Raw genomic sequence first — 21,814 nt, forward strand, 5'->3', positions numbered from 1 at the left:
CGGGGTCTGGCACGATGAGCACCGTGCGTTCGTCGAATCCCGTACCGGGTGCGCCCGGGTCCCGCCGAGCCCGGCGCCTGTTGCCGTCCGCGGTGGCCGTCGCTCTCGTCGCCCTCTCCCCGCTGATGGCCGGTTGTCTCGAACGGTCGACGACGGTGGGAGATCGCTACTCGGGGAGCGTCGTCGTGGCGACCACCCCGGACAATCCGCGCGGGACACCGCAGTTCGACCTCCCCGAGTCGATGGTGGGGCAGGTCTCGGTGACCGACTACAAACAGGTGCCCGATCGTCCCGAGGCGCCGTCGTCTCCGGGCGCCGGACCCGAGAACACGGCGGATTCCCCCTCCCCCTCCGAGCCCGCCGGAAACGACGAGGCCGGCGCGGACGAGAACCCCGCCGAGGACGATCCCGCCACGCGCGTCGGAACGCGGGCGTCGTTCAGCGATCTCACCGCGGGACAGTTCGCCCAGCTGGGCGACATCGTGGCCGACGCCTACGGCGACACCTCGCTGACGATGGACCTCACCGCCAAGCGCAGCGGGGAGGTGGTGCGGTTCCGCGGCGACGCCGATCTGACCGAGCTGGTCCCGGACCGCGACTACGTGCAGCTGACCGTCACCTTCGGCGGTCCGGTGACCGCGACGAACGGCGAGCAGGTCGGCGAGTCCACCGTGACCTGGACCCCTGCTCCGGGTGAACCGTCGGACTTCAGCGCCGATGCCACCTATCCGGACCCGGCGACCGCCGCGGTCAGCAGTTGGTCGTGGTTCGTCGCGTTGCTGTGCGTCGTGGTCGTCCTGGTGATCGTCCGGATCGCCTACTCCAAGCGGTATCGCGGACCGCGGCCCGGACGTCCGGTCGCGGCGAAGACAAACCCTTCGTCGATCTCGGGTGAAGGACTCGCGGCTGCCGCCGATCCCGTGTCGGGTCCGTCATCGGCATCGCCGCCCGCGGATCGAAAGCCACCCGCGGGCACATGATGCCGCGCCGGACCGGCGTCGACACCGGTCCGGCGGAACAGCTTCGGCCGTTCAGGCCGGGACGTGCAGCGCGGCGTCGACGTCCACGCCGAGTCGGCCCAGGACCTCCGTCGTGGCCTTGGCGAAGTTCAGACTGCAGAAATGCAGGCACGGCGCACCCTCGGCGACGAGTCGCTGTGCCATCTCGGTGGCGAAGTCGATGCCGACGGCACGGACCGACGCGCGGTCCTCCTCGGCGCCGTTGCCCGCCGCTTTGGCGAACCGCTCCTCGACGTCGGGCGGGATCACCGATCCCGACAGCTCGACCATGCGACGGACGGTGGCCAGCGACGTCACCGGCATGATGCCCGGGATGATCGGCTTGAGTCCCTGCTCGGGGTCGGCGGCCGCGACCCGGTCGCGCAGCCGCAAGTAGTGCTCGACGTCGAAGAACATCTGGGTGATGGAGTACTCGGCCCCGGCCCGCAACTTGCTGACGAGTGTGCGGGTGTCGTGTTCGATGTCGGGCGACCGGTGATGCGTCTCCGGGAACGACGCCACCCCCACGTGGAAGTCGCCGAGGGTATCGATGAGCCGGACCAGTTGCTCGGCGTACTCGACGCCGTCGGGATGGGCGACCCACTCGCCGAGCGGATCGCCGGGCGGATCGCCGCGGAGCGCGAGGATGTTGGTGATGCCCTGGTCGGCGTAGGCACCGACGAGCGCGCGCAGTTCCGCGACGCTGTGATTGACGGCGGTCAGGTGGGCCACCGGCAGCAGCGTGGTCTGTGCGGCGAGCTCACCGGTGATGCGCACCGTGCGATCCCGCGTCGAACCGCCGGCACCGTAGGTCATCGAGACGAACGCCGGGGACAACCGCTCGAAGATGCGCACCGCCCGCCACAGCCGGGACTCGGCCTCGGCGTCACGCGGCGGGAAGAACTCGACCGAGAACGGGACCGGGCCGCGGTGCGGAGCGGACAGGCGTTCGACGATCGAGGGTGCGGGAGCGGTTGGGGTCACCCGCACAGTGTACGGAGCAGGTCGCATAGCCTGGCAGGGTGACCTCCACGATCCCCACGCCCAACTCGCTCGATGCGGTTCCGGGCGCCGTCGAGGCCGAATTACGCGCCTTCTTCGACGACGCGGTCCCGGCCGCCGCCGCGATCGCACCGGTGGTCGGTGAGGCGGCCGAACTGATCCGGGAGTTCGTTCTGCGAGGAGGCAAACGCATCCGACCGGTCTTCGCCTTCGCCGGGTGGCGCTGCGGGACGTCGTCGTCGGACCGTGCCGTCGCCGGGGCCGCAGCCGAGGACGACGCCCCCGGCCCGCGGGACGCGCTGCGCGTCTGCGCCGCACTCGAACTCGTGCAGGCCTGCGCCCTGATCCACGACGACATCATCGACCGGTCGGACACCCGGCGCGGGTACCCGACCGTGCACCGGGAGTTCGAGTCACGGCACGCGAGCGCGGAGTGGGCCGGGGACTCCGGCGCCCACGGGGTCGCGGCCGCGATCCTCGCCGGCGACTTCGCGCTCGCCTGGGCGGACGACCTGGTCCACGGTCACCGGCCGGGGGTTTCGACAGGCTCGACCGGCGGGGACCGCTCCACCGGCAGGGACCGCTCAACCGGCAGGGACGGCGACCACCCGCTGCCCGCGGAGGTGGGCGCGACGTGGGCGGCGATGCGGACCGAGGTGCTCGGCGGCCAGTTCCTGGACATCGTGAACGAGGCCGGCGGCGACGACTCGACCGAGGCCGCCTACCGGGTGATGGAGTTCAAAACCGCCGCCTACACCGTCGCGCGACCACTCGAGCTGGGTGCGCGACTCGCCGGTGCGTCCGAGCAGCTGGTGTCGACGCTGCGTGCGATCGGGCACGACCTCGGCATCGCCTTCCAGCTCCGCGACGATCTGCTCGGCGTCTTCGGCGATCCCGAACGCACGGGTAAACCGTCCGGGGACGATCTGGTCTCGGACAAGCACACGGCCCTGCGCGCGATCGCGCTGCAACGCGCCGATGCGGCCGACCCGGCCCTCGGCGCGCGGTTGCGCTCCTACTTCGGCCGCCGGCTCGACAGCGACGAATTGGGTTCCGCGCGAGACCTGTTCGTCGAGCTCGGCGCGGTGGCCGAGGTGGAGAACTCGATCGACGAGCTGTTGGGGTCGGCGTTGACCGCACTCGACGCCGCCGACATCGGCGACGACATCCGTGCCGAGCTGATCGCGGTCGCCGATCGCGTCGCGCACCGTCAGGCGTGAGCACTTCCGTGACAGGCGCCGCCACGGCCGGTCGGGGCGATCTGATCCTCGGCGCGATCGGGTCCGTGCTGGTCTGTCTCGGCAGCTTCGGGGTCGGCGACCCGCCGCGCAACTCCGCTCTTCTCTCCGATCTGGGTCTGAGTTGGATCACGTACGGGCACGGCAAGAACGTCTTCGGGACGCTGTTCTGGCTGGGCGTGTTCCTCATGGTGTTCGGGTGGGTCCGGCTGGGGCGTCGGATCATCTCCTCCACCACCGACACCGCGCCGACGACGCGGACGCTGAGCCGATGGGTGCTCGTGTGGACCGCTCCCCTGCTCGTCGCGGTGCCGGTGTACTCGCGCGACGTCTACGCCTATCTCGCCCAGGGCGCGGTGTTCGGCGCCGGTTTCGACCCGTATGCCGACGGTCCCGCCCACCTGCCCGGTCCGCTCGTCGACAGCATGGCGCAGGTCTGGGCGACCACGACGGCACCGTACGGCCCCTTCTTCATGGGCATGCTGCGCGTCGTCACCGAGATCACCGGCGACCAGGTCGTCCTCGGCGTGCTGGCCATCCGGCTGGTGCTGCTGCCCGGACTCTTCCTGTCCCTCTGGGCGATACCCCGATTGGCGGAGCGGTTCGGGGCCTCCCCGCAAGCCGGGCTGTGGCTGGTGCTGTTCAACCCGCTGGTCCTGATCCATCTCGTGGCGGGACCGCACGTGGAGCTGCTGATGATGGGCGTCCTCGTCACCGGGATCGTCCTGGTGGTCGACGGCCGGCACGTGGTGGGCGCAGCCGTCCTGGCGCTCGCGGTGTCGATCAAGATCACCGCCGGCATCGCACTGCCGTTCGTCTTGTGGATCTGGCTGTCGCACATCCGTTCCCGGCGACCGGTGACCGCCCGCGACGTGGTGACGGTGTTCGCATCCATCGTCGGGATCGCGGTCGCGGTGTTCGGCCTGTGGACCCTGGTGATCGGTTTGGGACTCGGCTGGCTCACCGGCCTGGGGTGGGCCGACGTCATCATCAACTGGTTCACCATTCCCACCCTCGCCGCCCATGTCGTGACCCTCGTCGCGGCGCCGTTCGTCGCCCTCAATCTGCAACCGGTGCTGGAGGTCACGCGGGCAATCGGTTCGGTGGTCCTCGCGGTCACGCTGGTCGCGCTCTGGTGGCGCCACCGCCACGACGTGCGGGACGCGGTCGCCGGGATGGCGTGGGCGATGCTGGCTGTACTCCTGCTCGAGCCGTCGACGCTGCCCTGGTACTACACGTGGGTGCTGGTGATCGCCGTGGCCTTCGACCTGCCGATGTGGGTGCGGGCCACGGTCGTCGGTGCCTCGACGTTCCTGCTGATCGTGTTCCAGCCCGACGACGCGATCGTCTTCTACAAACCTGTCGAGGTGACGCTGGCGGCCGCACTGGCCGGCGTCGCGGCCTGGTCGCTGACCCGTCGGGACCCGTTGCAGCTGGGCCGGTTCGGGAGGTGGGCGTGGGGCGCGACCCCGGCCGGCGAGGGCACTCTCGCGTCGGATGTCCTCGCGGAGACGGGCGTCGAGGAGTCGGGGCGCGCCGAGGCCGAGCACCGGGAGTCCGGACCCCGGGGGTTCGGGGCCGGGGCGTCGCTCAGAAAGCCTGGGCCTGCGCCCGGCGGATGACCTCGCGGGCGAGATCCGTGTGCAGCGCTGCCGCCGGGTGGAGTCCGAGATCTTCCTGCTCGGTGAACAGCCACTCCATCACCTCGTCGCGCGTGTAACCGCCGTCGATCAGGACCGCCACGAGCCCGTAGAAGTGTTTCGCGACGCCGCCCTCGTCCACGAAGAGCGCCGGAATCGCCGGGTATCCGTTGTGGGAGACCGCGAGCAGGTGATGGTCACGGATGAGTGTCCGCACCCGGTTGGTCGACACCCCGAGGCGGTCGGCGACATCGTCGATCGACAGGAACTCGGTGTCGGAAGGCAGAGTGTCAGGCGACAACGGTAGGGAACCCACGTCGAAAGGGTAGCCGGTAGTCGGGAGCGGGAGAAACCGTCGGGTCGCGACGACATGACGAACGAGACCCGCGAACGCCCCGGCGGCGACGCCCTCGGTCGGCATCGTGCCGATGCTCTCGACCGGCCCGGGCTGCAGGTAGATTCGGCAGCGTGAACTCCCCCGTCGACACGATGCTCGGGACCGTCCTCGAGGACCGGTACCGGATCGACGCGCCCATCGCGCGAGGCGGCATGTCGGCGGTCTACCTCGCCGTCGACCTGCGGCTGGGACGCGACGTGGCGGTGAAGGTGATGGACTCCCGGTACTCGGGAGACCCACAGTTCTTGCGCCGCTTCGAGTTCGAGGCACGCGCGGTCGCCGGCCTCAAACATCCCGGGCTCGTCTCGGTGTACGACCAGGGCATCGACGACGGCATCGCGTTCCTGGTGATGGAACTGGTCGACGGGGGCAGCCTGCGCGAACTGTTGCGCGAGCGCGGCCCGATGCCACCCCATGCCGTCGTCGCGGTGGCCGCGCCGGTACTCGGCGGGCTCGGCACCGCACATGCCGCGGGTCTGGTGCACCGGGACGTGAAACCCGAGAACGTGCTCATCTCCGACGAGGGCGAGGTGAAGGTCGCGGACTTCGGACTGGTGCGAGCCGTGGCCGAGGCCGGGGTGACCTCGGCCAGCGTGATCCTCGGGACCGCTGCCTACCTCTCCCCCGAACAGGTCGAGTCCACCCACGCCGACGCTCGCAGCGATGTCTACTCCATGGGTGTGATGATGTTCGAACTCCTCACGGGCAGAACACCTTTCTCGGGCGACTCACCCCTGGCCCTCGCCTACCAGCGACTCAGCTTCGACGTGCCGGCGCCGGGCGACGTGATCCCGGGGGTGCCGGAGGAGTTCGACGAGATCGTGCTGCGCGCGACCGAACGCGACCCCGCCGATCGATATGCCGACGGCTTCGACATGCAACGGGCCCTGCTCGCCGTCGCCGACGAACTCGACCTCCCGCCGTTCACGGTGCCCGCGCCGCGCCGGTCGGCCGAGCGTCAGACGGTGTCGCGCTACCGGGGCCCCGATCCCGGCGGCCATGGCACCCGGGTCCAGTCGGTGCCCGGCCCGGCGCGGCCTGCGGACACAGCCACACCCGTGGAGCGACCTGCGGCCGAGCGCGACGACGTCGGCTCCGCGCCGCGTCCGGTGACCCGTCGTACCTCACGGCCGATGGCCGTCGAGCCCGAACTCATCGGCGGCAGCCGGCTCGGCGCGCTGGTCTGGATAGTCGTCGTGCTGGTGCTGGTCGGCGGCCTCGGCGCCCTCGGTTTCTGGGTCGGCAGCACGTTCCTGGCGATCGGCTGATGCCCTGCTCCCTCAGCCGCGCAGCATCTCCGCGACGAGGAACGCCAGCTCGAGCGACTGCTGCGTGTTCAACCGCGGATCGCAGGCGGTCTCGTAGCGTCCCCCGAGGTCGAGATCCGAGATCTCCTGTGCGCCACCGAGACATTCGGTGACGTCCTCGCCGGTCAACTCGACGTGCACGCCACCGGGATGGCTGCCCAACGCGCGATGCACCTCGAAGAACCCCTGCACCTCGTCGACGATGCGGTCGAAGTGCCGGGTCTTGAAGCCGGTCGACGCCTCATGGGTGTTGCCGTGCATCGGATCGCACTGCCAGATGACCTTGTGGCCGGTCGCCTCGACGGCGCCGACGATGGCCGGCAGCACGTCGCGGACCTTGCCGTTGCCCATCCGCGCGACGAGCGTGAGTCGCCCGGGCACGTTGTGCGGATCGAGACGCTCGACGTATTCGACGGCCTGCTCGGGCGTCGTCGTGGGCCCGATCTTGACGCCGATCGGATTGCTGATGAGCTCCGCGAACGCGATGTGGGCGCCGTCGAGCTGGCGGGTCCTCTCCCCGATCCACAGGAAGTGGGCGGAGAGGTCGTAGAGGACCTTGCCGGCACCCTCGGGGTCGTCGGCCAGCCGCAGCATGGCGCGCTCGTAGTCGAGGACGAGCGCTTCGTGCGAGGCGAAGATGGAGGCGGAGTTCAGATTCGAATCGGTGACGCCGCAGGCGTCCATGAACCGCAGGCCGCGATCGATCTCGGACGCCAGGGCCTCGTAGCGTGCGCCGGCCGGTGACGTACGCACGAACTCGCGGTTCCAGTCGTGCACACGGCTCAGATCCGCCTCGGCCTGGGTGAGGGCGCGGACCAAATTCATCGCGGCCGCGGCATTCGCGTAGGCGCGCACCAGCCGGGACGGGTCGTGTGCCCGCACCGCCGCGTCGGCCACGAATCCGTTGACCATGTCGCCGCGGTAGGAGGGCAGCCCCAGGGCGTCGGTGTCGGATGATCGCGGCTTGGCGTACTGGCCTGCGATCCGGGCGACCTTGACCACCGGCATGCTGGCGCCGTAGGTGAGCACGACCGCCATCTGCAACAACGTGCGGATATTGCCCTTGATGTGCGGTTCGGTGTTGTCGGCGAACGTCTCCGCACAGTCACCGCCCTGCAGGAGGAATGCACGCCCCTCGGCGACGTCGGCCAGCTGCGCGGCGAGCGTCTGGACCTCGGCGGGCATACAGATCGGCGGGACCGACTCGAGGACGGTCCGCATCTTGCGCGCCTCGTCGGCCGGCCAGCTCGGCTGCTGTACCGCCGGGCGGCTGATCGCGTCGTCGAAACGCGTCTGGAGATCCCCCGGAAGCGGCGGGAGCTCGGGAAGGTCGTCGATCGGAACGTCTACGGTCCAGTTCACCACCCGTCCAGGGTAGAGGAGACGTGGGGAGTGGATTCGTCCGCGGGTCAGACGCGGGCCTTCTCGATCGCCTCCCACCGGCGCAGGTTGTGCCGGGCGTCGCTCAGCGCGTCGTGCGCGTCCGACGGCGTGGGCGGCAGCGCCGGTCGGCCCGCGGCCTCCCAGTGCTGCCGCAGCTCACGGGTGAACCGCGGGATCTCACGCGGCAGCGCGGTCATGGGACCCCACAATTGGCACAGCACGACATGGTCGTAAGCGCCCACCCAGGCCCACAGCTCGATGTCGGAGCCGTCGGCGGTGAGGAACTCGAGGAGATCTTCCCGGATGCGTCGACGGTCCCGCCACGCGGACGACGACGGCGAGGGCAGTTTCGGCAGCACGTTGGCCCGCACCCAGTCCCCCGCCCGGCCGGGGTCGAAATCGGTCGACACCGCGTAGAACTCGCGGCCGTCCTCACCGACGACCCCGATCGAGACCAGCTCGATGGTGGTGCCGTCCTCGATGAACTCCGAGTCGTAGAAGAAACGCATGGGTCAAGTATTCACACACACTCGTGCCGACCCGCTCACCGCGCACCGTTTCGCCATACCGCCCTCCGGCTGTCTACCCTGGTATTTCGTGCGCTCCAGGTCCGTGCTGGCGACCGCTCTCCTGGCGGCGTCGATCATCGCGCGGCTCGTCTGGGACACGCTGACCGTGAACGGCAGGAACTTCGTGGACCTGCACGTTTACCGCGACGGTTCGGCGGGTCTCGCCGACGGGTCGCTCTATCTCTTCACCTACGCCGGTGAGACCGACTTCGCCCTGCCCTTCACGTATCCGCCGTTCGCGGCCGTCGTGTTGTACCCGTTGTCGCTCGTGCCATGGGACCTGGTGGCCATCGGCTGGCAGCTCGCGACGTTCGGAGCTCTGTACACCTGCGTCGTCCTCGCCTTACGCCTGTGCGGGTCGACGACCGACGTCTACGCCGTGGCCGCACTCTGGACCGCCCCCGCGATCTGGTGCGAACCGGTCCGGGTCACGCTGGACTACGGCCAGATCAACGTCTTCCTGATGCTGGGCACCCTGCTGGCGGTCACCTGGGCGCGCAGCGACCGCGGGGTGCTCGCCGGCGGCGCACTCATCGGTCTGATGGCCGGGGTCAAGCTCACCCCGGCGATCTCCGGGCTCTGGTATCTCGCCGCCCGCAAACCCCTGGGCGCCCTGGCCGCCGCGGTCGCCTTCGTCTTCACCGTCCTCGGTTGCCTGCTGCTCTTCCCCGACGTCACCCGCACCTACTACGGGACCCTGCTCGGCGATGCCGAGCGCATCGGTCCCGTCGAGGCGGTGATCAATCAGAGCCTGCGTGGCACCCTGTCCCGCTTCGTGGGCTTCGACGTGGGGTCGGGCTGGATCTGGATGGTCGGCGTCCTGGTCGCGGTCGTGGTGGCGGTGTTCGCCGGCCGTGCGGTGTCCGACGCCCTCGGCATCCTGCTGGTGGTCCAGCTCTTCGGACTCCTGGTGTCGCCGATCTCGTGGGTGCATCACTGGGTGTGGATCATCCCGCTGGGAATCTGGCTCGTGCACGGCACCGGTTCGCGGCGCCGGGGCGCGCGGGCGGTCCTCGGGATGTGGATCGTGGTCGCGGGCCTCGGGATTCCGTGGTTGCTCCGGGTCACGATAGAGTACGGTCCCCATCCCCCGGCGGCACTCGAGGCGGTCTTCGGGGCCGCGTGGCCGGCGGCCACCTTCGTCACCTTCGCCTGGATGATCGCGACGCGCGCCGCGCGCGACGAACCCCGCGACACCCGACCGCGCGACGTCGTCGCCGCGGCGATCGTCGCCGACGGCCGGGTGCTGCTGGCGCAGCGGTCCCGTCCCGCCGAACTCGCCGGTCTGTGGGAACTGCCCGGCGGTCGTGTCGAGTCGGGGGAAACCCATGCGGCGGCGCTGGTTCGGGAGATCCGCGAGGAGCTCGGAGCCGAGGTCGAAGCCGGCGAGGGCGTCGGCTCCCCGGTCGCGCTGCCCGGTGTCCTGACCCTGCACGCCTACGTGGCGCGGTTGCGCTCGGGGACTCCGACCGCGCTCGAGCACCTCGACGTGCGCTGGTTCTCCGCCGACGAGCTACGACACCTCGACGCCGCCGAGATCGTCCCGGCAGATCGCGACTGGATTCCGGAGCTGTGCGCCGTCCTGGACGGCACCCGCGTCGGCGACGCCGGCTGACCGACTGCGGCGGGTGCTCCCCGAGGAGTGCCCGGAGGGCGCAACCAACCACCGCTCCCTGAGGAGCGCCCGGAGCTTGCGGAGGGCGCAACCAACCACCGCTCCCTGAGGAGCGCCCGGAGCTTGCGGAGGGCGCGTCACGAAGGGTCCTGGTGAGATGCGTCGCCAACCCTTCGTGGCTCGTCGCTAGCGCTCCTCGCACCTCAGGGAGCAGAGGGAGGTCAGAGACTTCCTCAAGCGGCGGCGTCGGCCGCCGGGGGCTCGACCGGCGGGGCCTGGTTCTTCAGGCTCGCGGCGTAGACGTCGACGTACTGCTGACCCGAGAGCTGCATCAGCTCGTACATGATCTCGTCGGTGACTGCGCGTTCGATGTAGCGGTTGCCCTCCATGCCCTCGTAGCGCGAGAAGTCCAAGGGCTTGCCGATGCGCACCGACACCCGAGTGGGTCGCGGCAGGATACTGCCCGGCGGGTTGAACTTGTGAGTGTCGATCATCGCGACGGGGATGACCGGCACCCCGGTGTCCATGGCCAGCCGGGCGAGACCGGTCTTTCCCTTGTAGAGGCGTCCGTCGGGCGATCGGGTGCCCTCGGGGTACATCCCCATCAGCTTGCCCTTGTCGAGCTGGCGGCGTGCCGCGGTGAGCGCACCCTCGGCGGCCTCGGCCCCCGACCGATCGATGGGGATCTGACCGACCGCGGTGAAGAACCAGCGCTGGAAGCCACCCTTGAGCCCCGTACCGGTGAAGTACTCGCTCTTGGCGAGGAAGTAGATGCGGCGATCCACCATCAGCGGCAGGAAGAAGCTGTCCATCACCGCGAGGTGATTGCTCGCCAGGATCGCCGGGCCGTCGGTCGGGATGTTCTCGTGTCCTTCGATCGTCGGCCGGCCGAGGACCCGCAGGATCGGACCGAGAAAGATGTACTTGAACGCCCAGTACCACATGAGAATCTCCTCGCCGCGCACACCGACCCGATGACCACCGCCGGACAACCGCGCCGCGGAGACCGCGGAACCGAGGAGTGTCCCGACGCCAAGACCTTACCCGCGTCGCACTCTACCGTCCGGACGGGACCGCTCGGGGTCTCGCCGGGAGCACTCAGAGCCCGGAGACCGGCCGTGTCTCGGGGTGCGGGTCGACCAGAGGGCGTGCGGCCGTCCGGATCGCCTGTCGCGCAACCTCGGCCGCGCCCACGACGCCGGCGGTCTCGCCGAGCTGGGTACCGCGGATACGCGCGAGCTGACGGTGTCCGGCACCGGTGACCTGGCGGGCGTAGTGCTCCCGGGCCTCGTCGAGGAACAGCCCCGACGCCGCGCCGACGCCGCCGGCCAGCACGATGAGGTCGGGGTCGAAGATGTCGGCGATCATCGCGAGCCCCTGGCCGAGCGACGTCGCGAACCGCGCGAACGCGGCCAGCGCGACGGCGTCCCCGTCGGCGGCCGCGCGGGCGACCCGACGGCCGGTCAGCGACCCGGGGTCCGCGGCGACATCGGCGGCGAGTTGGCTGCGCCCCCAGTCGCCGTCGGCGAGCAACTCGACCACGGTGTCCACGAGTGCTGTGCCGCTGCAGTACCGCTCCCAGCAGCCGCGTTTGCCACAGGCACAGGCGCGCCCGTCGGGGACGATCGTCAGATGTCCGAGTTCCGGTGCGACGCCGTAACTTCCGCGATAGATCTCCCCGTCGATCACGAACCCGGCGCCGATCCCGGTCCCGATCGCGAGGACGACGGTGTTGTGTCCACGGGCGGCCGCGCCGAACCGCCATTCGGCCACCGCGGCGGCGTTGGCGTCGTGTTCGGCGAAGACCGGGATCCCGACGCGGCGGGTCATCTCCTCGGCGACCGGCGCCTCGCGCCAGGGCAGATGCGGCGCGAACCGGACGATGCTGCGGTCGGTGGTCAGGAAGCCGGCGATCGCGAGCCCGACGGCCTTCGCGTCCCAGCGCGAGGTCAGTTCGCCGACCAACCGGTCCAGACAGTGTTCGAGCGCGGCCGCGGTCGGCGGGGTCTGCGCGCGGAGGGTGTCGAGCATCGTCCCCCGGTCGTCGACCACCGAGGCGCGCACGCTGGTGCCGCCGATGTCGATGCCGATCGTCAGGTCGCCCATCAGTTCTCCTGCCCGGGGCCGGGTCCGGGGGGCGGCGTGGCCCGCCGTGAGGCATCACCGCGTCGCGGTGTGCCGGCCTCGCGCCCGGCGGCCGGTCCGTTGAGTCGCACTGCAATCGGTTCGTACTGGCGTGGTGTCGCCGATGAGGTCGGCGACGAACGCAGCGCCTCGGCGATGGCCTCGAGTACGGCGATGACCGCCGCGATCAGCCGGGCGACCAGATCGCCGATCTCGGCGAGCAACGAGGTGATCTCCCCCGACGCCCCGGAGAGCGCATGCCCGAGCGGACCACCGTCGGCGAAAGCGGCGAAACCGGGGCGCGTCCCCGTTGCATCCGCACCACCGGCGGTGGCCGACTGCGGAGCCGGCGCGAAGAGCGCGGCCAGGTGGTCGATCTGGGCGGCCAGTCCGAGCAGCAGGTCGCGCACCGGATCGGCGGGTCCGTCGCGACGCCCGTCCGCGGACCCGTCACCGGCCTGCCGGAACGTCTCGTCGTCCGTGCCCATCGCCAACTTTCCCCTTTCCCGGCCCCGCGCGAACACCCACCCGCGTGTCTGTCGTCGGGGTCATCGGCACCGTACCCTGCCGTCTCGAACAGTGCGGTCTGGCGAACGTACCCCGCCCGGGCGGAATCATTCCACCACCGCCGTCCCACCTGGCCGTCGGGAACTGGGCGGCGCCGACGTACCGGGCCGAGGAACCAGCTCAGTTCTGCGGCCGGGGCCACACCGCCGGATCGGGGACGAAGCCGATGCCCAGGGTCGTGCCGTCCCAGTCGGCGTCGACGACCGTGCAACGTCGTAGCACCGACGGCAGCCGCACCGGATGGCGGAACCCCGCAATCGTCACCAGGAGGTCGTCTCCGCTGCGCCCGAGAGCCAGCGAATCCGGATCCGGTAGGCGCTGCGGCCACGACAACCGGTACACCGGACCAGCCGGCTTTCCGCTCACGCGCCCCTGGCCCGCCTCGACCTCGGCCGCCGCCGAACCCCGGGGGACGCCGTGCGGTGCCGGCAACGAGACCGAGAGCTTGCGGAGCCGCGCCATGCGATCGATCGCACCAGGCGATTTCTCGACCACCTCGACGACGACGGAACGCGAACCGTCGGAACCGGCGAGTTCGGCCCGCACCATGTCCGCGACCTCGGCCGCCGGTTCGGCGCCGACGCCCGCGTTGACCTGGACCGAGGCCAGCGGCAGGCCCATGAGGTCGGCGGCGGCGAGATGGTGGCCGGTGAGTCGTCGGCTTCGGTCGTCGGCGGCGAGAACGAGGTGCACCGCCACCGCATGCGGATCGGCGAACAGTTCGGCGATGTCGAGGCAGTCCCGGTCGATGGCGTCGACCGCGGCCGTCAGTTGCGCGACCATCGGACGCTCGGAAGCCATCGCGAGGCGTCGGTGACGCGGCCAGAACCGGTTGAGGGCCTGGCTGAGAACTGCTCCGCCACGGAGGAACTGGAGTGGGTCACCACACCCGGAACAGTCGACGACGATCCGCTGCCACCGGCCGCTGATCGCCTCGTCCCGGATACGGCGCAGGAGCAGGAAGTCGTCGATCCCGGGCAACGAGGTGAGCTCGGCGGCGTCGATCCCGGCCAGGGTGCCGACGCCGGGCAGGGCCGTCTTGCTGCGGCTCACGGTGTGCTCGAGCACCTCGACGAACGCCGACCATGTGCGTTCGGTGAGGTCCAGTCGGTCCAGGGTCAACAGGTGCAGGTATTTGGACACCGCGACGGGCTCGCCGGGCCGGCGGTACACCCGTGCCCAGTCGGGAACCGGCGACCAGCGGTCGACGGTGATGAGGAGCGTGTCGGATTCGGCTGCCGACAGGCCCGACCGGGGCACGGCCTTGGCCGCCCGGGAGGTGCCGGGACGCTGGGTCGCGCCGGCGGCCGCGACCGCGGAGACACCGGAACCCCCCGGCCCGAGCACGATGTGGATGGGTGTGAGATCGATCAGCCTTCGACCCTCTTCTTGAGGTCGTTCAGCGCGGCATCGGTGATCGCCTTCTCGGCTCGCCGCTTCAGCTGCCCGATCATGGGCACCTGCAGGTCGACCATGAGTTCGTAGGTCACCTTCGTCGATCCCGGGACCTGTTGGGTCAGCACGTATCGTCCGCGCTGATCCTTCTGCAGATCGCTCGACACCAGGCGCCACGACACCGCGGGGGCGTTCCGATCCCATTCGTAGGCAAGCACATACGTGTCCTGGAGGACGCCGGCGTCGAGCACGAACCGGACCTCGAGAGCGCGGCCGGCTTCATCCGTGCGCAGCACCTCGACCTCGCGGGCGGCGGTCACCCACTCCGGGTAGTGCTCGAAGTCGGCGATGACGGCGAGGATGGCGTCGGCGTCGGCGCCGATGACGATGTCGCGTTCGGTGTGGTCGGCCATCACCGCATCCCGGCCGACTCGAGACCGGCGGCGGGACCACCGACGACACGGCCCTTCTCCAGCAGTCGTTTGACCTCGAACGAGACCTCTTTGCCCGTCACGCGGCGCAGCTTGTTCTCCTCGGCCAGCACGTCGGCGCGGGTGCGGGGGTCGTCGGGCAGCGGACCGGTGGGTTCGGCGTGGAGGAAGTAGTGGAGCACGAAGCCGTCGAGGACCGCCTCGTTCCAGATCTCCATCGTCCCCGACACCGGACCCGCGACCTGCCAGCGCACGCCCTGCTCGCCCCGGTCCTCGGTGACCGCCAGACGCAGGTCCGGCCACCACCGGCGCCAGTTGGCGGGGTCGCCGATCACGGCGGTCGCCGACGGCGGCGCCGCGGCGACGAAGACCTCGTCGGCCACCTGGATGCTCGTCACGCCCACTAGCTTCACATACTCGTGTCGGCGCAGGGTAGTGCACCCGAAACCGACGTCGCGATGAGTCCGATTCCGTGTCGGGGATACGATTCGGTGACTGATGTCTACTGGAGGGTAACCACGATGGGCGAGTACAGCGTGCCCGCGAAGTTCTCGATCGGCGACGACGAGAACTGCACGAACATCATCTTCGGCCTGGCGCAGCGATCACCGCAGCACATCGTGTTCCGCCACAAGCAGGGCGACCGGTGGGAGCCGGTCACCGCCGCCGAGGCCGCCTCCCGCATCTCCGCCATCGCCAAGGGCCTGATCGCCTCCGGGGTCAACCCCGGGGACCGGGTGGCGCTGCTGTCGCGCACCCGCCTCGAGTGGAATCTCTTCGACTTCGCGATCTGGTCCGCGGGCGCGATCACCGTGCCCATCTACGATTCCTCCTCCGCCGGCCAGATCGAATGGATCATGCAGGATTCCGGTGCGGTCGCGATCGTCCTGGAGGACGACGGACATCGCGCCGAGTTCGAGTCCATCGACTCCCTGACCACGCCGGTGACCGTCTTCCAGATCGACCGCACCGACGGGCCGGGTGCCGTCGGCGAGCTCGTCGCCGCCGGTGCCGACGTCCACGACGACGAGGTCGCGGCCCGCCGGGCCACCGTCAAGGCCGCCGACCCGGCGACGCTGATCTACACCTCGGGGACCACCGGACGCCCCAAGGGCTGCGAACTCACCCACGCCAACATGCTGTCGGAGGTGCGGGCGGTCCTCGCCGGCGACATCCTCGATCAGGTCATCGCCCGCGACGAGAAGCGTCTGCTGATGTTCCTGCCCCTCGCCCACGTCCTCGCGCGCGCCATCACGCTCGTCGCGATCGAGGCCGGCGCCGAAGTCGGGCACACGAGCGACATCCCGAACCTCGTCGACGAATTCGCCGTCTTCAAACCGTCGCTCATCCTGTCCGTGCCGCGCGTGTTCGAGAAGGTCTACAACACCGCCCGCCAGAAGGCCCACGACGGCGGCAAGGGCAAGATCTTCGACGCCGCGTCCGAGACCGCGATCGCGTACTCACAGGCGAAGGAGAAGGGGCAGGTCGGACTCGCACTGAAGGTCAAGCACGGCGTCTTCGACGCGCTCGTCTACAAGAAGCTCCGGGCCGCCCTCGGCGGCGAGTGCCAGATGGCGATCTCCGGTGGCGCGCCGCTCGGCGCCCGACTGGGCCACTTCTTCTCCGGCGTCGGCGTGCCGGTGTACGAGGGCTACGGCCTCACCGAGACCACGGCCGCGTTCAGCGTGAACACGCCGTCGGCGTCGAAGATCGGCAGTGTCGGAAAACCGTTGTCGGGCAATGTCGTTCGGATCGGTGACGATGGTGAGGTGCTGTTGCGCGGCGGGGTCGTCTTCACCGAGTACTGGCAGAACCCCGAGGCGACCGCATCCGCGGTCGTCGACGGCTGGTTCCATACCGGCGACCTCGGCACCGTCGACGCCGACGGCTTCATCACCATCACCGGCCGCAAGAAGGAACTGATCGTGACCGCGGGCGGCAAGAACGTCTCCCCCGCCGGACTCGAGGACGTCATCCGCGCCAACGCCCTGATCTCGCAGGCCACCGTCGTCGGTGACGCGAAACCGTTTGTGGCAGCCCTGATCACGATCGATCCGGAAGCGTTCCCGGCGTGGAAGGAGCGCACCGGCAAGCCCGCGTCCGCGACGGTCGCCGACCTCGCCGACGACGCCGACCTGCGCGCCGAGGTCCAGTCGGCCGTCGACCTCGCCAACAAGACGGTGTCACATTCAGAGGCCATCAAGAAGTTCCGCATCCTGCCGACCGACTTCACCGAGGAGACCGGCGAGATGACGCCGACCCTCAAGGTCAAGCGCAACGTCGTCGTGGAGAAGTTCGCCGGCGACATCGAGGCGATCTACCAGCGGTGAGCTCCCCGCCTGCGCCGGTTGCTCCTCAGAGCAACTGGCGCAGGCGGGCCGCCATCTGGCTCCACTGCCAGTTCTCGACGACGTAACGCCGTCCGGCCCGGCCCATCTCGGCCGCGGCCGCGCGATCACCGAGGATCGCCAGGATCGCCAGGGCGACCGCGTCGACATCGGTCCCGTCGACGGCCGTGCCGGTGACCCCTTCCTCGATGGTCTCCGGCGCCCCACCGGACAACCCGGCGACCACGGGCACGCCCGACGCCGATGCCTCCAGGTAGACGATCCCCAGGCCTTCGACGTCCAGCCCGCGTCCCCTCGTCCGGGACGGCATCGCGAAGACGTCCGCGATGTTGTGGTACGCCGCGAGGTCGTCGGCGGGCACCGAGCCGGTGAAGATCACATGGTCGGCCACCCCGGTGTCGGCCGCGAGGTCGCGCAGGGTCTTCCCGTAGGGACCACCGCCGACGATGACCAGCGTCGCGTCGGGGATGGTGCGTCGGATCAGCGGCAGGGCGCGGATCAACACATCCTGGCCCTTGCGGGGCACCAGCCGCGACAGGCAGAGGATCGTCGGACGTTCCCCGAGGTCGAGACGTTCGCGAAACCGCTGTCGCAGCACCGGATCCGGGGCGAACCGCTCGGTGTCGACGCCGGGGGGCAGGTGTTCCAGGGCCGCGCGGGCGCCGAAGGCCGACGCGAACCGGCCGCGGGTGTATCGGCTGACGAAGGTGATCACATCGGTGTGGCGGCCGATGTGCCCGAGCACCTGCCGCGCGCCCGGCAGCATCGACCACCCGACCTCGTGACCGTGCGTGCTGGCGATGATCCGCTGGGCGCCCGCGCGACGCATCGCCGGCGCCAGCACGGCCAGCGGCGCGGCCGCGCCGAACCACACCGTCGAGATCTGTTCGCGGCGCACGATCTCCGCGGCACGCCGCGCCACGAACGGGGTGGGGAGCATGAGCGTCGTCGGGTGCCGGTACACCCGATACGGGGCGGCCGCGTCGAACTTCTCGTGCGAGTCACCACGCCAGCGCGGCGCGTAGACGACCACGTCCTCCGGCGGCAGCAGGTCCACCAGATTCTGCAGGTAGGACTGGATCCCGCCCGGACGGGGCGGAAAGTCGTTGGTGAGCAACAACGTTCGAGACATCAACGGGCCTGCACTTCGAGCCACCGCTGCCATCCCGCGACCAGTTCGGCACGCGTCAGCCCGACACTCGAGGCGATCGCCGCGTCCTGCGCCGCGGGCAGGGCGGACGCCGCGACCCCCATGTACATCTTCTTCAGCCGCGCCTCGTCGAATCGATCGGCGACGTAGGCGGCCAGCGACCACGCACTCTGATAAGCCACCTGTGAAGTCTGACCGTCCATCGCGAAGTCGGTGTCGGCGGGTGGCCCGGTCGGAACCCGACCGGCACGCACGGACGCGATCAGGTCGGGTGCGGCATCCGCGATCCTCGTGTGAGTCCCTTTGCGCCCGACGTATTCGGCCACGCCCTCGGTGATCCAGAGCGGCGCGTCGAGCGCGGTGTGAACGCGGGCCGCGACATGGGTCAACTCGTGCCGGAGAACCACCGCGAGCGTCGGTGCGGCGAGTTCCCGGGCCGCCGGGGTCAGGATGATGCGCTGTCCGGTCGCGGTGCGCTGGACCAGGTCGAGGCTGCTGAACACGGTCGCGGCCGCCGCGGTCCCGGTCGCCGCTCGACCCTCGGGTACGAGGGCGGCGAACTCGTCGTCGGTCGCCGTGGCGACCACGACGGCGCGGCGATCCCAGTCGTCGCCCCAGAAGTCACTGACGGCATCCACCGCCCCGGGCAGCTCCCGCTGCAGCGTCGCCACCGTCGAAGACGTTCGGGGATACGAGGCGACCACCGACGTGCCGCCTGCGGTCGCGGTGTCGGCCACCTGGAGTCCGGGCAGCTCCCACATCTGAGTGGGTGCGGGTTCTCCTCCCAGGGCCGTGGCGTCTCCGACGAGGCGCCAGGCCTCGCCGTAGCGGGCGACCACGAACTGGGTGCCGACGACCACCTCGGCCTCGTCGACTCCCGGGACCCCCTCACCGCCGAGCGCATAGCGCAACTCCACCGGAGCGACCCACGAGTCCGAACTCCCCCCGGCATCGAGGAGCTCCTGCAACTCACCGGGTACGAGCACCTCCGCCTCTTCGGTGGGCGCAAGCTGATAACCGAACCGTGCGAACCGCAGGGTGCCGCTGCGACCGTTCCGCGGCGTGAACCGGCTGGGCGCGAAACCCGCGGCGGCCGTGACGAATCCGTCCTTGAACGCCGGGGTGGCAGCGGTGTCGACGAGGGTGCCGATCGCGCGCACATCCCCGGAACGCACCGCTTCGGTGAGCGCGTCGAGCAACCGCGTCACGCCCGCCGCTCGATCACGCTCGTAGACGTTGACCGCGGGGCTCGACGACACGGGCGCGGCGGACGAGCCGGGCCCGCCGGGCACATCGACCGTGCCGCACGCGGTGGCAACTGCGATGACCAGAACGACCACGGCCGAGACGAGGCCGGCGCGCCCGCGCGGTGAGGTCACCGGTGGGACTAGAACCGGCGGGCAGAGTTGTACGGTCCGGCCTCGTCGAGCGGCTCGACCTTGACCGGAACGCCGAAGGTCGAGGCGTGGATGACATAGCCGTCACCGACGTACATACCGACGTGATGGGCATCGGGATAGTAGATGACCAGATCACCGGGCTTGAGATCGTTCTTCTCGACCGGCTGACCGCCGGCCATCTGCGCCTGACTCGATCGCGGGATGGTCTTGCCGGCCTGCCGGAACGCCCACACCATGAGTCCCGAGCAGTCGAACGAATTCGGTCCGGTGGCGCCCCACACGTAGGGGTCACCGATCCGGGTGAGCGCGGCGTGGGTGGCGATCAGCCCGGCGGCGGTGCCCTTGGGCACCAGTCGCGGATCGAAGTCGAAGGTCGGACCGCGCAGAGCCGCCAACTGCTTGCCGGTCATCGACTTGTAGATCGACCGGATCTGGATCGCCTGGAGCTGCAGGTCGGCTTGCTTCGTCTGAAGGTCACCACGGACCCGTTCGGCGCGGGAGACCGCCTCGGAGGCGGCCACCGCCGTGCGCTCGGCATCCTTCTTCGCGATGGCGGTCCTGGCCCGTACCTTCTTGATCGCGGTCAGGTCCACCGACGCCTGACGCGAGATCATGTCGAGTCCCGACATCTGGTCCAGGAGCGCCTGCGGGGAGTCGCTGACCATCACGGCGTACAGCCCGCTGACCCGCGCGCCCTGATAGCTGGCGCGAACGATCGCGTCGACACGATTCTGGTGCACGGCGAGCTGGGCGCGGCTGGCGTCCAGCGTCTGCTGCGCCTCGGCCGCGGCCTTCTTGGCCGCCGCCACGATGCCGCGCTGCTTGTCATACTCGATCTTCGCGTTGTGCATCGCCTCGGTGGTCTTCTCCGCGTCGATGCCCAGTTGCTTGTAGCGGTCGAGCAGCTGATCGGCCGAGCGCGCGGGCACCGCACGGGCGTCCCCGACCCCGCCGGCGACCGTCGGTGCCAGGACGGCGAACGCCGACAGCACACAGAGCGCCACCATCAGCGGGCCCGAACGCATCCTCGGCCGCGTCGCGCGACCACGCCCCTCCCCGATCAGCACGGTCTACTCACTCCCTCGTGTGTGCTCGTCGATCCCTGAGCATCCCGGTCCCCTGCACCCGTACCCCGCGTCCCGTCGACCACCCTAGGCGGCCGACCGGCCCCCGGGACTGGTTCGGGCGGATCGCAATCCACGCGATCCGCCCGTCCAGAGACCTTCGTGCTCAGTCTGTTCGTGTTCAGTTGTCGTCAGTACCGACGGATGCCCGTCAGGGTCCACTCCTTGACGGCGTCGCGCTTGACCGGCGTGCCGTAGTTGGACGAGTGGACGAACTGACCGTTGCCGACGTAGATGCCGGCGTGACCGCCACCGTTGAAGATCATGACGTCGCCGGGCTTGGCATCGGAGTACGACACCGCGCGTCCGCCGCCGAGCTGGCCGTAGCTGTCGCGCGGGATGTTCTTGCCGGCCTGCTTGTAGGACCAGTAGACGAGGCCCGAGCAGTCGAATGCGTTGGGGCCGGCGGAACCGTAGGAGTACGGCGCACCGATCTTGCTCTCGGCGGCCTTCACTGCCTTCTGACCGGCGGTCAGCTGCGGCTGGCCCAGGGGCGCGCCGCCACCCTGGGGGCGGAACTGCTGCGGGATCTGCTCCGGCGCGATACCCGGCACGGTGAACTGCCCCAGGTTGGGGATCTCGACCGTGGCTGCGGGCGACTTCTTCACAGGCGTGGCCTCAGGCGCGGGCTTGGCCTCCGGGGCCTTCGCACCGGGCAGGGCCGGGATCTCGAAAGTGCCCAGCGGGGTGTGGACCGGGGCGGCGAGAGCAGGGCCGGCGGCTGCGGCGAGCGAACCGAGTGTGATCGATCCAGCGATCACCGCCTTCTTGGCGACCGTGCTGCCACGATTGGGCTGTTCCAAACGATGTTTGGCCACGAAGCGAGTTCTCCTTCAGATCTTCCTCTACCGCCGACCGAGTTAGCTGTCGGGTTCGGGCCGGAAGAGTGGCCCTACACGTTTTTCGCGCAAGAGGTATCCACTGGACACTCATGCGTGGCAACGCGATTCACCCCGATTCGGATCGGCTTCGGCTGAGTCGCACCAGTCTGATGCGCTCCGACGATCCCGTCCGAAGGTTGTGGTTCCCCGGTTCGCCCGCGAGGGCGATTGAGCGGTGACTACTGCGGACCACTTCTGTTGAAGCGGGACGCTCCGCAAAGGTCTCAGAAAGGTTACGAAATCGG

Annotated in this window: 20 protein-coding genes and 1 riboswitch; of the genes, 6 read left to right on the forward strand and 14 right to left on the reverse strand. The window is 69.9% G+C overall.

Annotated features, from left to right (window positions below):
- Positions 1-14: 14 nt before the first annotated feature.
- Entirely contained in the window at positions 15-980 is a 966-nt protein-coding gene (locus tag KB201_RS11595; protein WP_159371055.1) for a DUF3153 domain-containing protein, read from the forward strand.
- A gap of 51 nt (positions 981-1,031) precedes the next feature.
- Here the strand turns inward: KB201_RS11595 and KB201_RS11600 are convergent, their stop codons facing one another.
- Positions 1,032-2,009, reverse strand: coding sequence for a methylenetetrahydrofolate reductase (locus tag KB201_RS11600; protein WP_058251700.1), 978 nt, complete (start codon positions 2,007-2,009; stop codon positions 1,032-1,034).
- Positions 2,010-2,020: 11 nt separating this feature from the next.
- On the opposite strand from KB201_RS11600, the gene KB201_RS11605 reads away from it, so the two are divergent.
- On the forward strand, positions 2,021-3,220 hold the full coding sequence (locus tag KB201_RS11605) for a polyprenyl synthetase family protein (protein WP_211539326.1): 1,200 nt from the start codon (positions 2,021-2,023) through the stop codon (positions 3,218-3,220).
- Positions 3,217-4,860 carry an alpha-(1->6)-mannopyranosyltransferase A gene (locus tag KB201_RS11610; RefSeq protein ID WP_211539327.1) on the forward strand — a complete coding sequence of 548 codons (1,644 nt, stop codon included), beginning with the start codon at positions 3,217-3,219 and terminating at the stop codon, positions 4,858-4,860. The genes KB201_RS11605 and KB201_RS11610 overlap by 4 nt, the downstream gene beginning before the upstream one ends.
- On the opposite strand, the gene KB201_RS11615 is transcribed toward KB201_RS11610, so the two are convergent.
- A complete protein-coding gene (locus KB201_RS11615; protein ID WP_058251861.1) occupies positions 4,829-5,194 on the reverse strand; it encodes an Rv2175c family DNA-binding protein in 366 nt (121 codons plus the stop codon). The genes KB201_RS11610 and KB201_RS11615 overlap by 32 nt on opposite strands.
- A gap of 152 nt (positions 5,195-5,346) precedes the next feature.
- Between KB201_RS11615 and KB201_RS11620 the strand changes: the two genes are divergently transcribed.
- The gene (locus tag KB201_RS11620; protein WP_159371057.1) at positions 5,347-6,543 is read left to right on the forward strand and encodes a protein kinase; all 1,197 of its coding nucleotides are present in this window, start codon (positions 5,347-5,349) and stop codon (positions 6,541-6,543) included.
- 12 nt (positions 6,544-6,555) lie between these two features.
- On the opposite strand, the gene KB201_RS11625 is transcribed toward KB201_RS11620, so the two are convergent.
- Positions 6,556-7,947 (reverse strand): class II 3-deoxy-7-phosphoheptulonate synthase, encoded by a 1,392-nt coding sequence (locus KB201_RS11625; protein WP_068970557.1) that lies wholly within the window; start codon positions 7,945-7,947, stop codon positions 6,556-6,558.
- A gap of 44 nt (positions 7,948-7,991) precedes the next feature.
- Complete coding sequence (locus tag KB201_RS11630; protein ID WP_058251695.1) at positions 7,992-8,474, reverse strand: polyadenylate-specific 3'-exoribonuclease AS; 483 nt, start codon at positions 8,472-8,474, stop codon at positions 7,992-7,994.
- Between the two features lie 103 nt (positions 8,475-8,577).
- Here KB201_RS11630 and KB201_RS11635 point away from each other — a divergent pair, with 103 nt between their 5' ends.
- Positions 8,578-10,149: a mannosyltransferase gene (locus tag KB201_RS11635; RefSeq protein ID WP_211539361.1), complete on the forward strand. Its 1,572-nt coding sequence runs from the start codon at positions 8,578-8,580 to the stop codon at positions 10,147-10,149.
- Between the two features lie 233 nt (positions 10,150-10,382).
- Here KB201_RS11635 and KB201_RS11640 read toward each other — a convergent pair whose 3' ends face one another.
- From KB201_RS11640 to KB201_RS11665, 6 genes are all read right to left on the reverse strand, one after another.
- Positions 10,383-11,093, reverse strand: coding sequence for a 1-acyl-sn-glycerol-3-phosphate acyltransferase (locus tag KB201_RS11640; RefSeq protein ID WP_058253139.1), 711 nt, complete (start codon positions 11,091-11,093; stop codon positions 10,383-10,385).
- A gap of 154 nt (positions 11,094-11,247) precedes the next feature.
- Positions 11,248-12,255, reverse strand: coding sequence for an ROK family protein (locus KB201_RS11645; RefSeq protein ID WP_211539328.1), 1,008 nt, complete (start codon positions 12,253-12,255; stop codon positions 11,248-11,250).
- Entirely contained in the window at positions 12,255-12,761 is a 507-nt protein-coding gene (locus KB201_RS11650; RefSeq protein ID WP_058253065.1) for a hypothetical protein, read from the reverse strand. The genes KB201_RS11645 and KB201_RS11650 overlap by 1 nt, the downstream gene beginning before the upstream one ends.
- Before the next feature lie 199 nt (positions 12,762-12,960).
- The gene (locus KB201_RS11655) at positions 12,961-14,190 is read right to left on the reverse strand and encodes an ArsA-related P-loop ATPase (RefSeq protein WP_211539362.1); all 1,230 of its coding nucleotides are present in this window, start codon (positions 14,188-14,190) and stop codon (positions 12,961-12,963) included.
- Between the two features lie 20 nt (positions 14,191-14,210).
- Entirely contained in the window at positions 14,211-14,648 is a 438-nt protein-coding gene (locus KB201_RS11660) for an SRPBCC family protein (RefSeq protein WP_058253066.1), read from the reverse strand.
- Positions 14,648-15,079 carry a hypothetical protein gene (locus KB201_RS11665; protein WP_058253067.1) on the reverse strand — a complete coding sequence of 144 codons (432 nt, stop codon included), beginning with the start codon at positions 15,077-15,079 and terminating at the stop codon, positions 14,648-14,650. Before KB201_RS11665 ends, KB201_RS11660 begins: the two co-directional genes overlap by 1 nt.
- Before the next feature lie 108 nt (positions 15,080-15,187).
- On the opposite strand from KB201_RS11665, the gene KB201_RS11670 reads away from it, so the two are divergent.
- Entirely contained in the window at positions 15,188-16,996 is a 1,809-nt protein-coding gene (locus KB201_RS11670; RefSeq protein ID WP_211539329.1) for a long-chain fatty acid--CoA ligase, read from the forward strand.
- 25 nt (positions 16,997-17,021) lie between these two features.
- Here the strand turns inward: KB201_RS11670 and KB201_RS11675 are convergent, their stop codons facing one another.
- The 4 genes from KB201_RS11675 to KB201_RS11690 form a co-directional block, all read right to left on the reverse strand.
- Positions 17,022-18,146: a glycosyltransferase family 4 protein gene (locus KB201_RS11675; RefSeq protein ID WP_058253069.1), complete on the reverse strand. Its 1,125-nt coding sequence runs from the start codon at positions 18,144-18,146 to the stop codon at positions 17,022-17,024.
- Complete coding sequence (locus KB201_RS11680; protein ID WP_211539330.1) at positions 18,146-19,543, reverse strand: hypothetical protein; 1,398 nt, start codon at positions 19,541-19,543, stop codon at positions 18,146-18,148. Before KB201_RS11680 ends, KB201_RS11675 begins: the two co-directional genes overlap by 1 nt.
- A gap of 8 nt (positions 19,544-19,551) precedes the next feature.
- Positions 19,552-20,589, reverse strand: a complete 1,038-nt coding sequence (locus KB201_RS11685) for an NlpC/P60 family protein (protein WP_211539331.1) — start codon at positions 20,587-20,589, stop codon at positions 19,552-19,554.
- Between the two features lie 230 nt (positions 20,590-20,819).
- Complete coding sequence (locus KB201_RS11690; protein ID WP_211539332.1) at positions 20,820-21,506, reverse strand: C40 family peptidase; 687 nt, start codon at positions 21,504-21,506, stop codon at positions 20,820-20,822.
- Positions 21,507-21,522: 16 nt separating this feature from the next.
- Positions 21,523-21,754: riboswitch (cyclic di-AMP (ydaO/yuaA leader) on the reverse strand.
- Positions 21,755-21,814: the final 60 nt, after the last annotated feature.

Source organism: Gordonia sp. SCSIO 19800, assembly GCF_018132775.1.
In the GTDB taxonomy this organism is placed as follows: Bacteria; Actinomycetota; Actinomycetes; order Mycobacteriales; family Mycobacteriaceae; genus Gordonia; species Gordonia hongkongensis.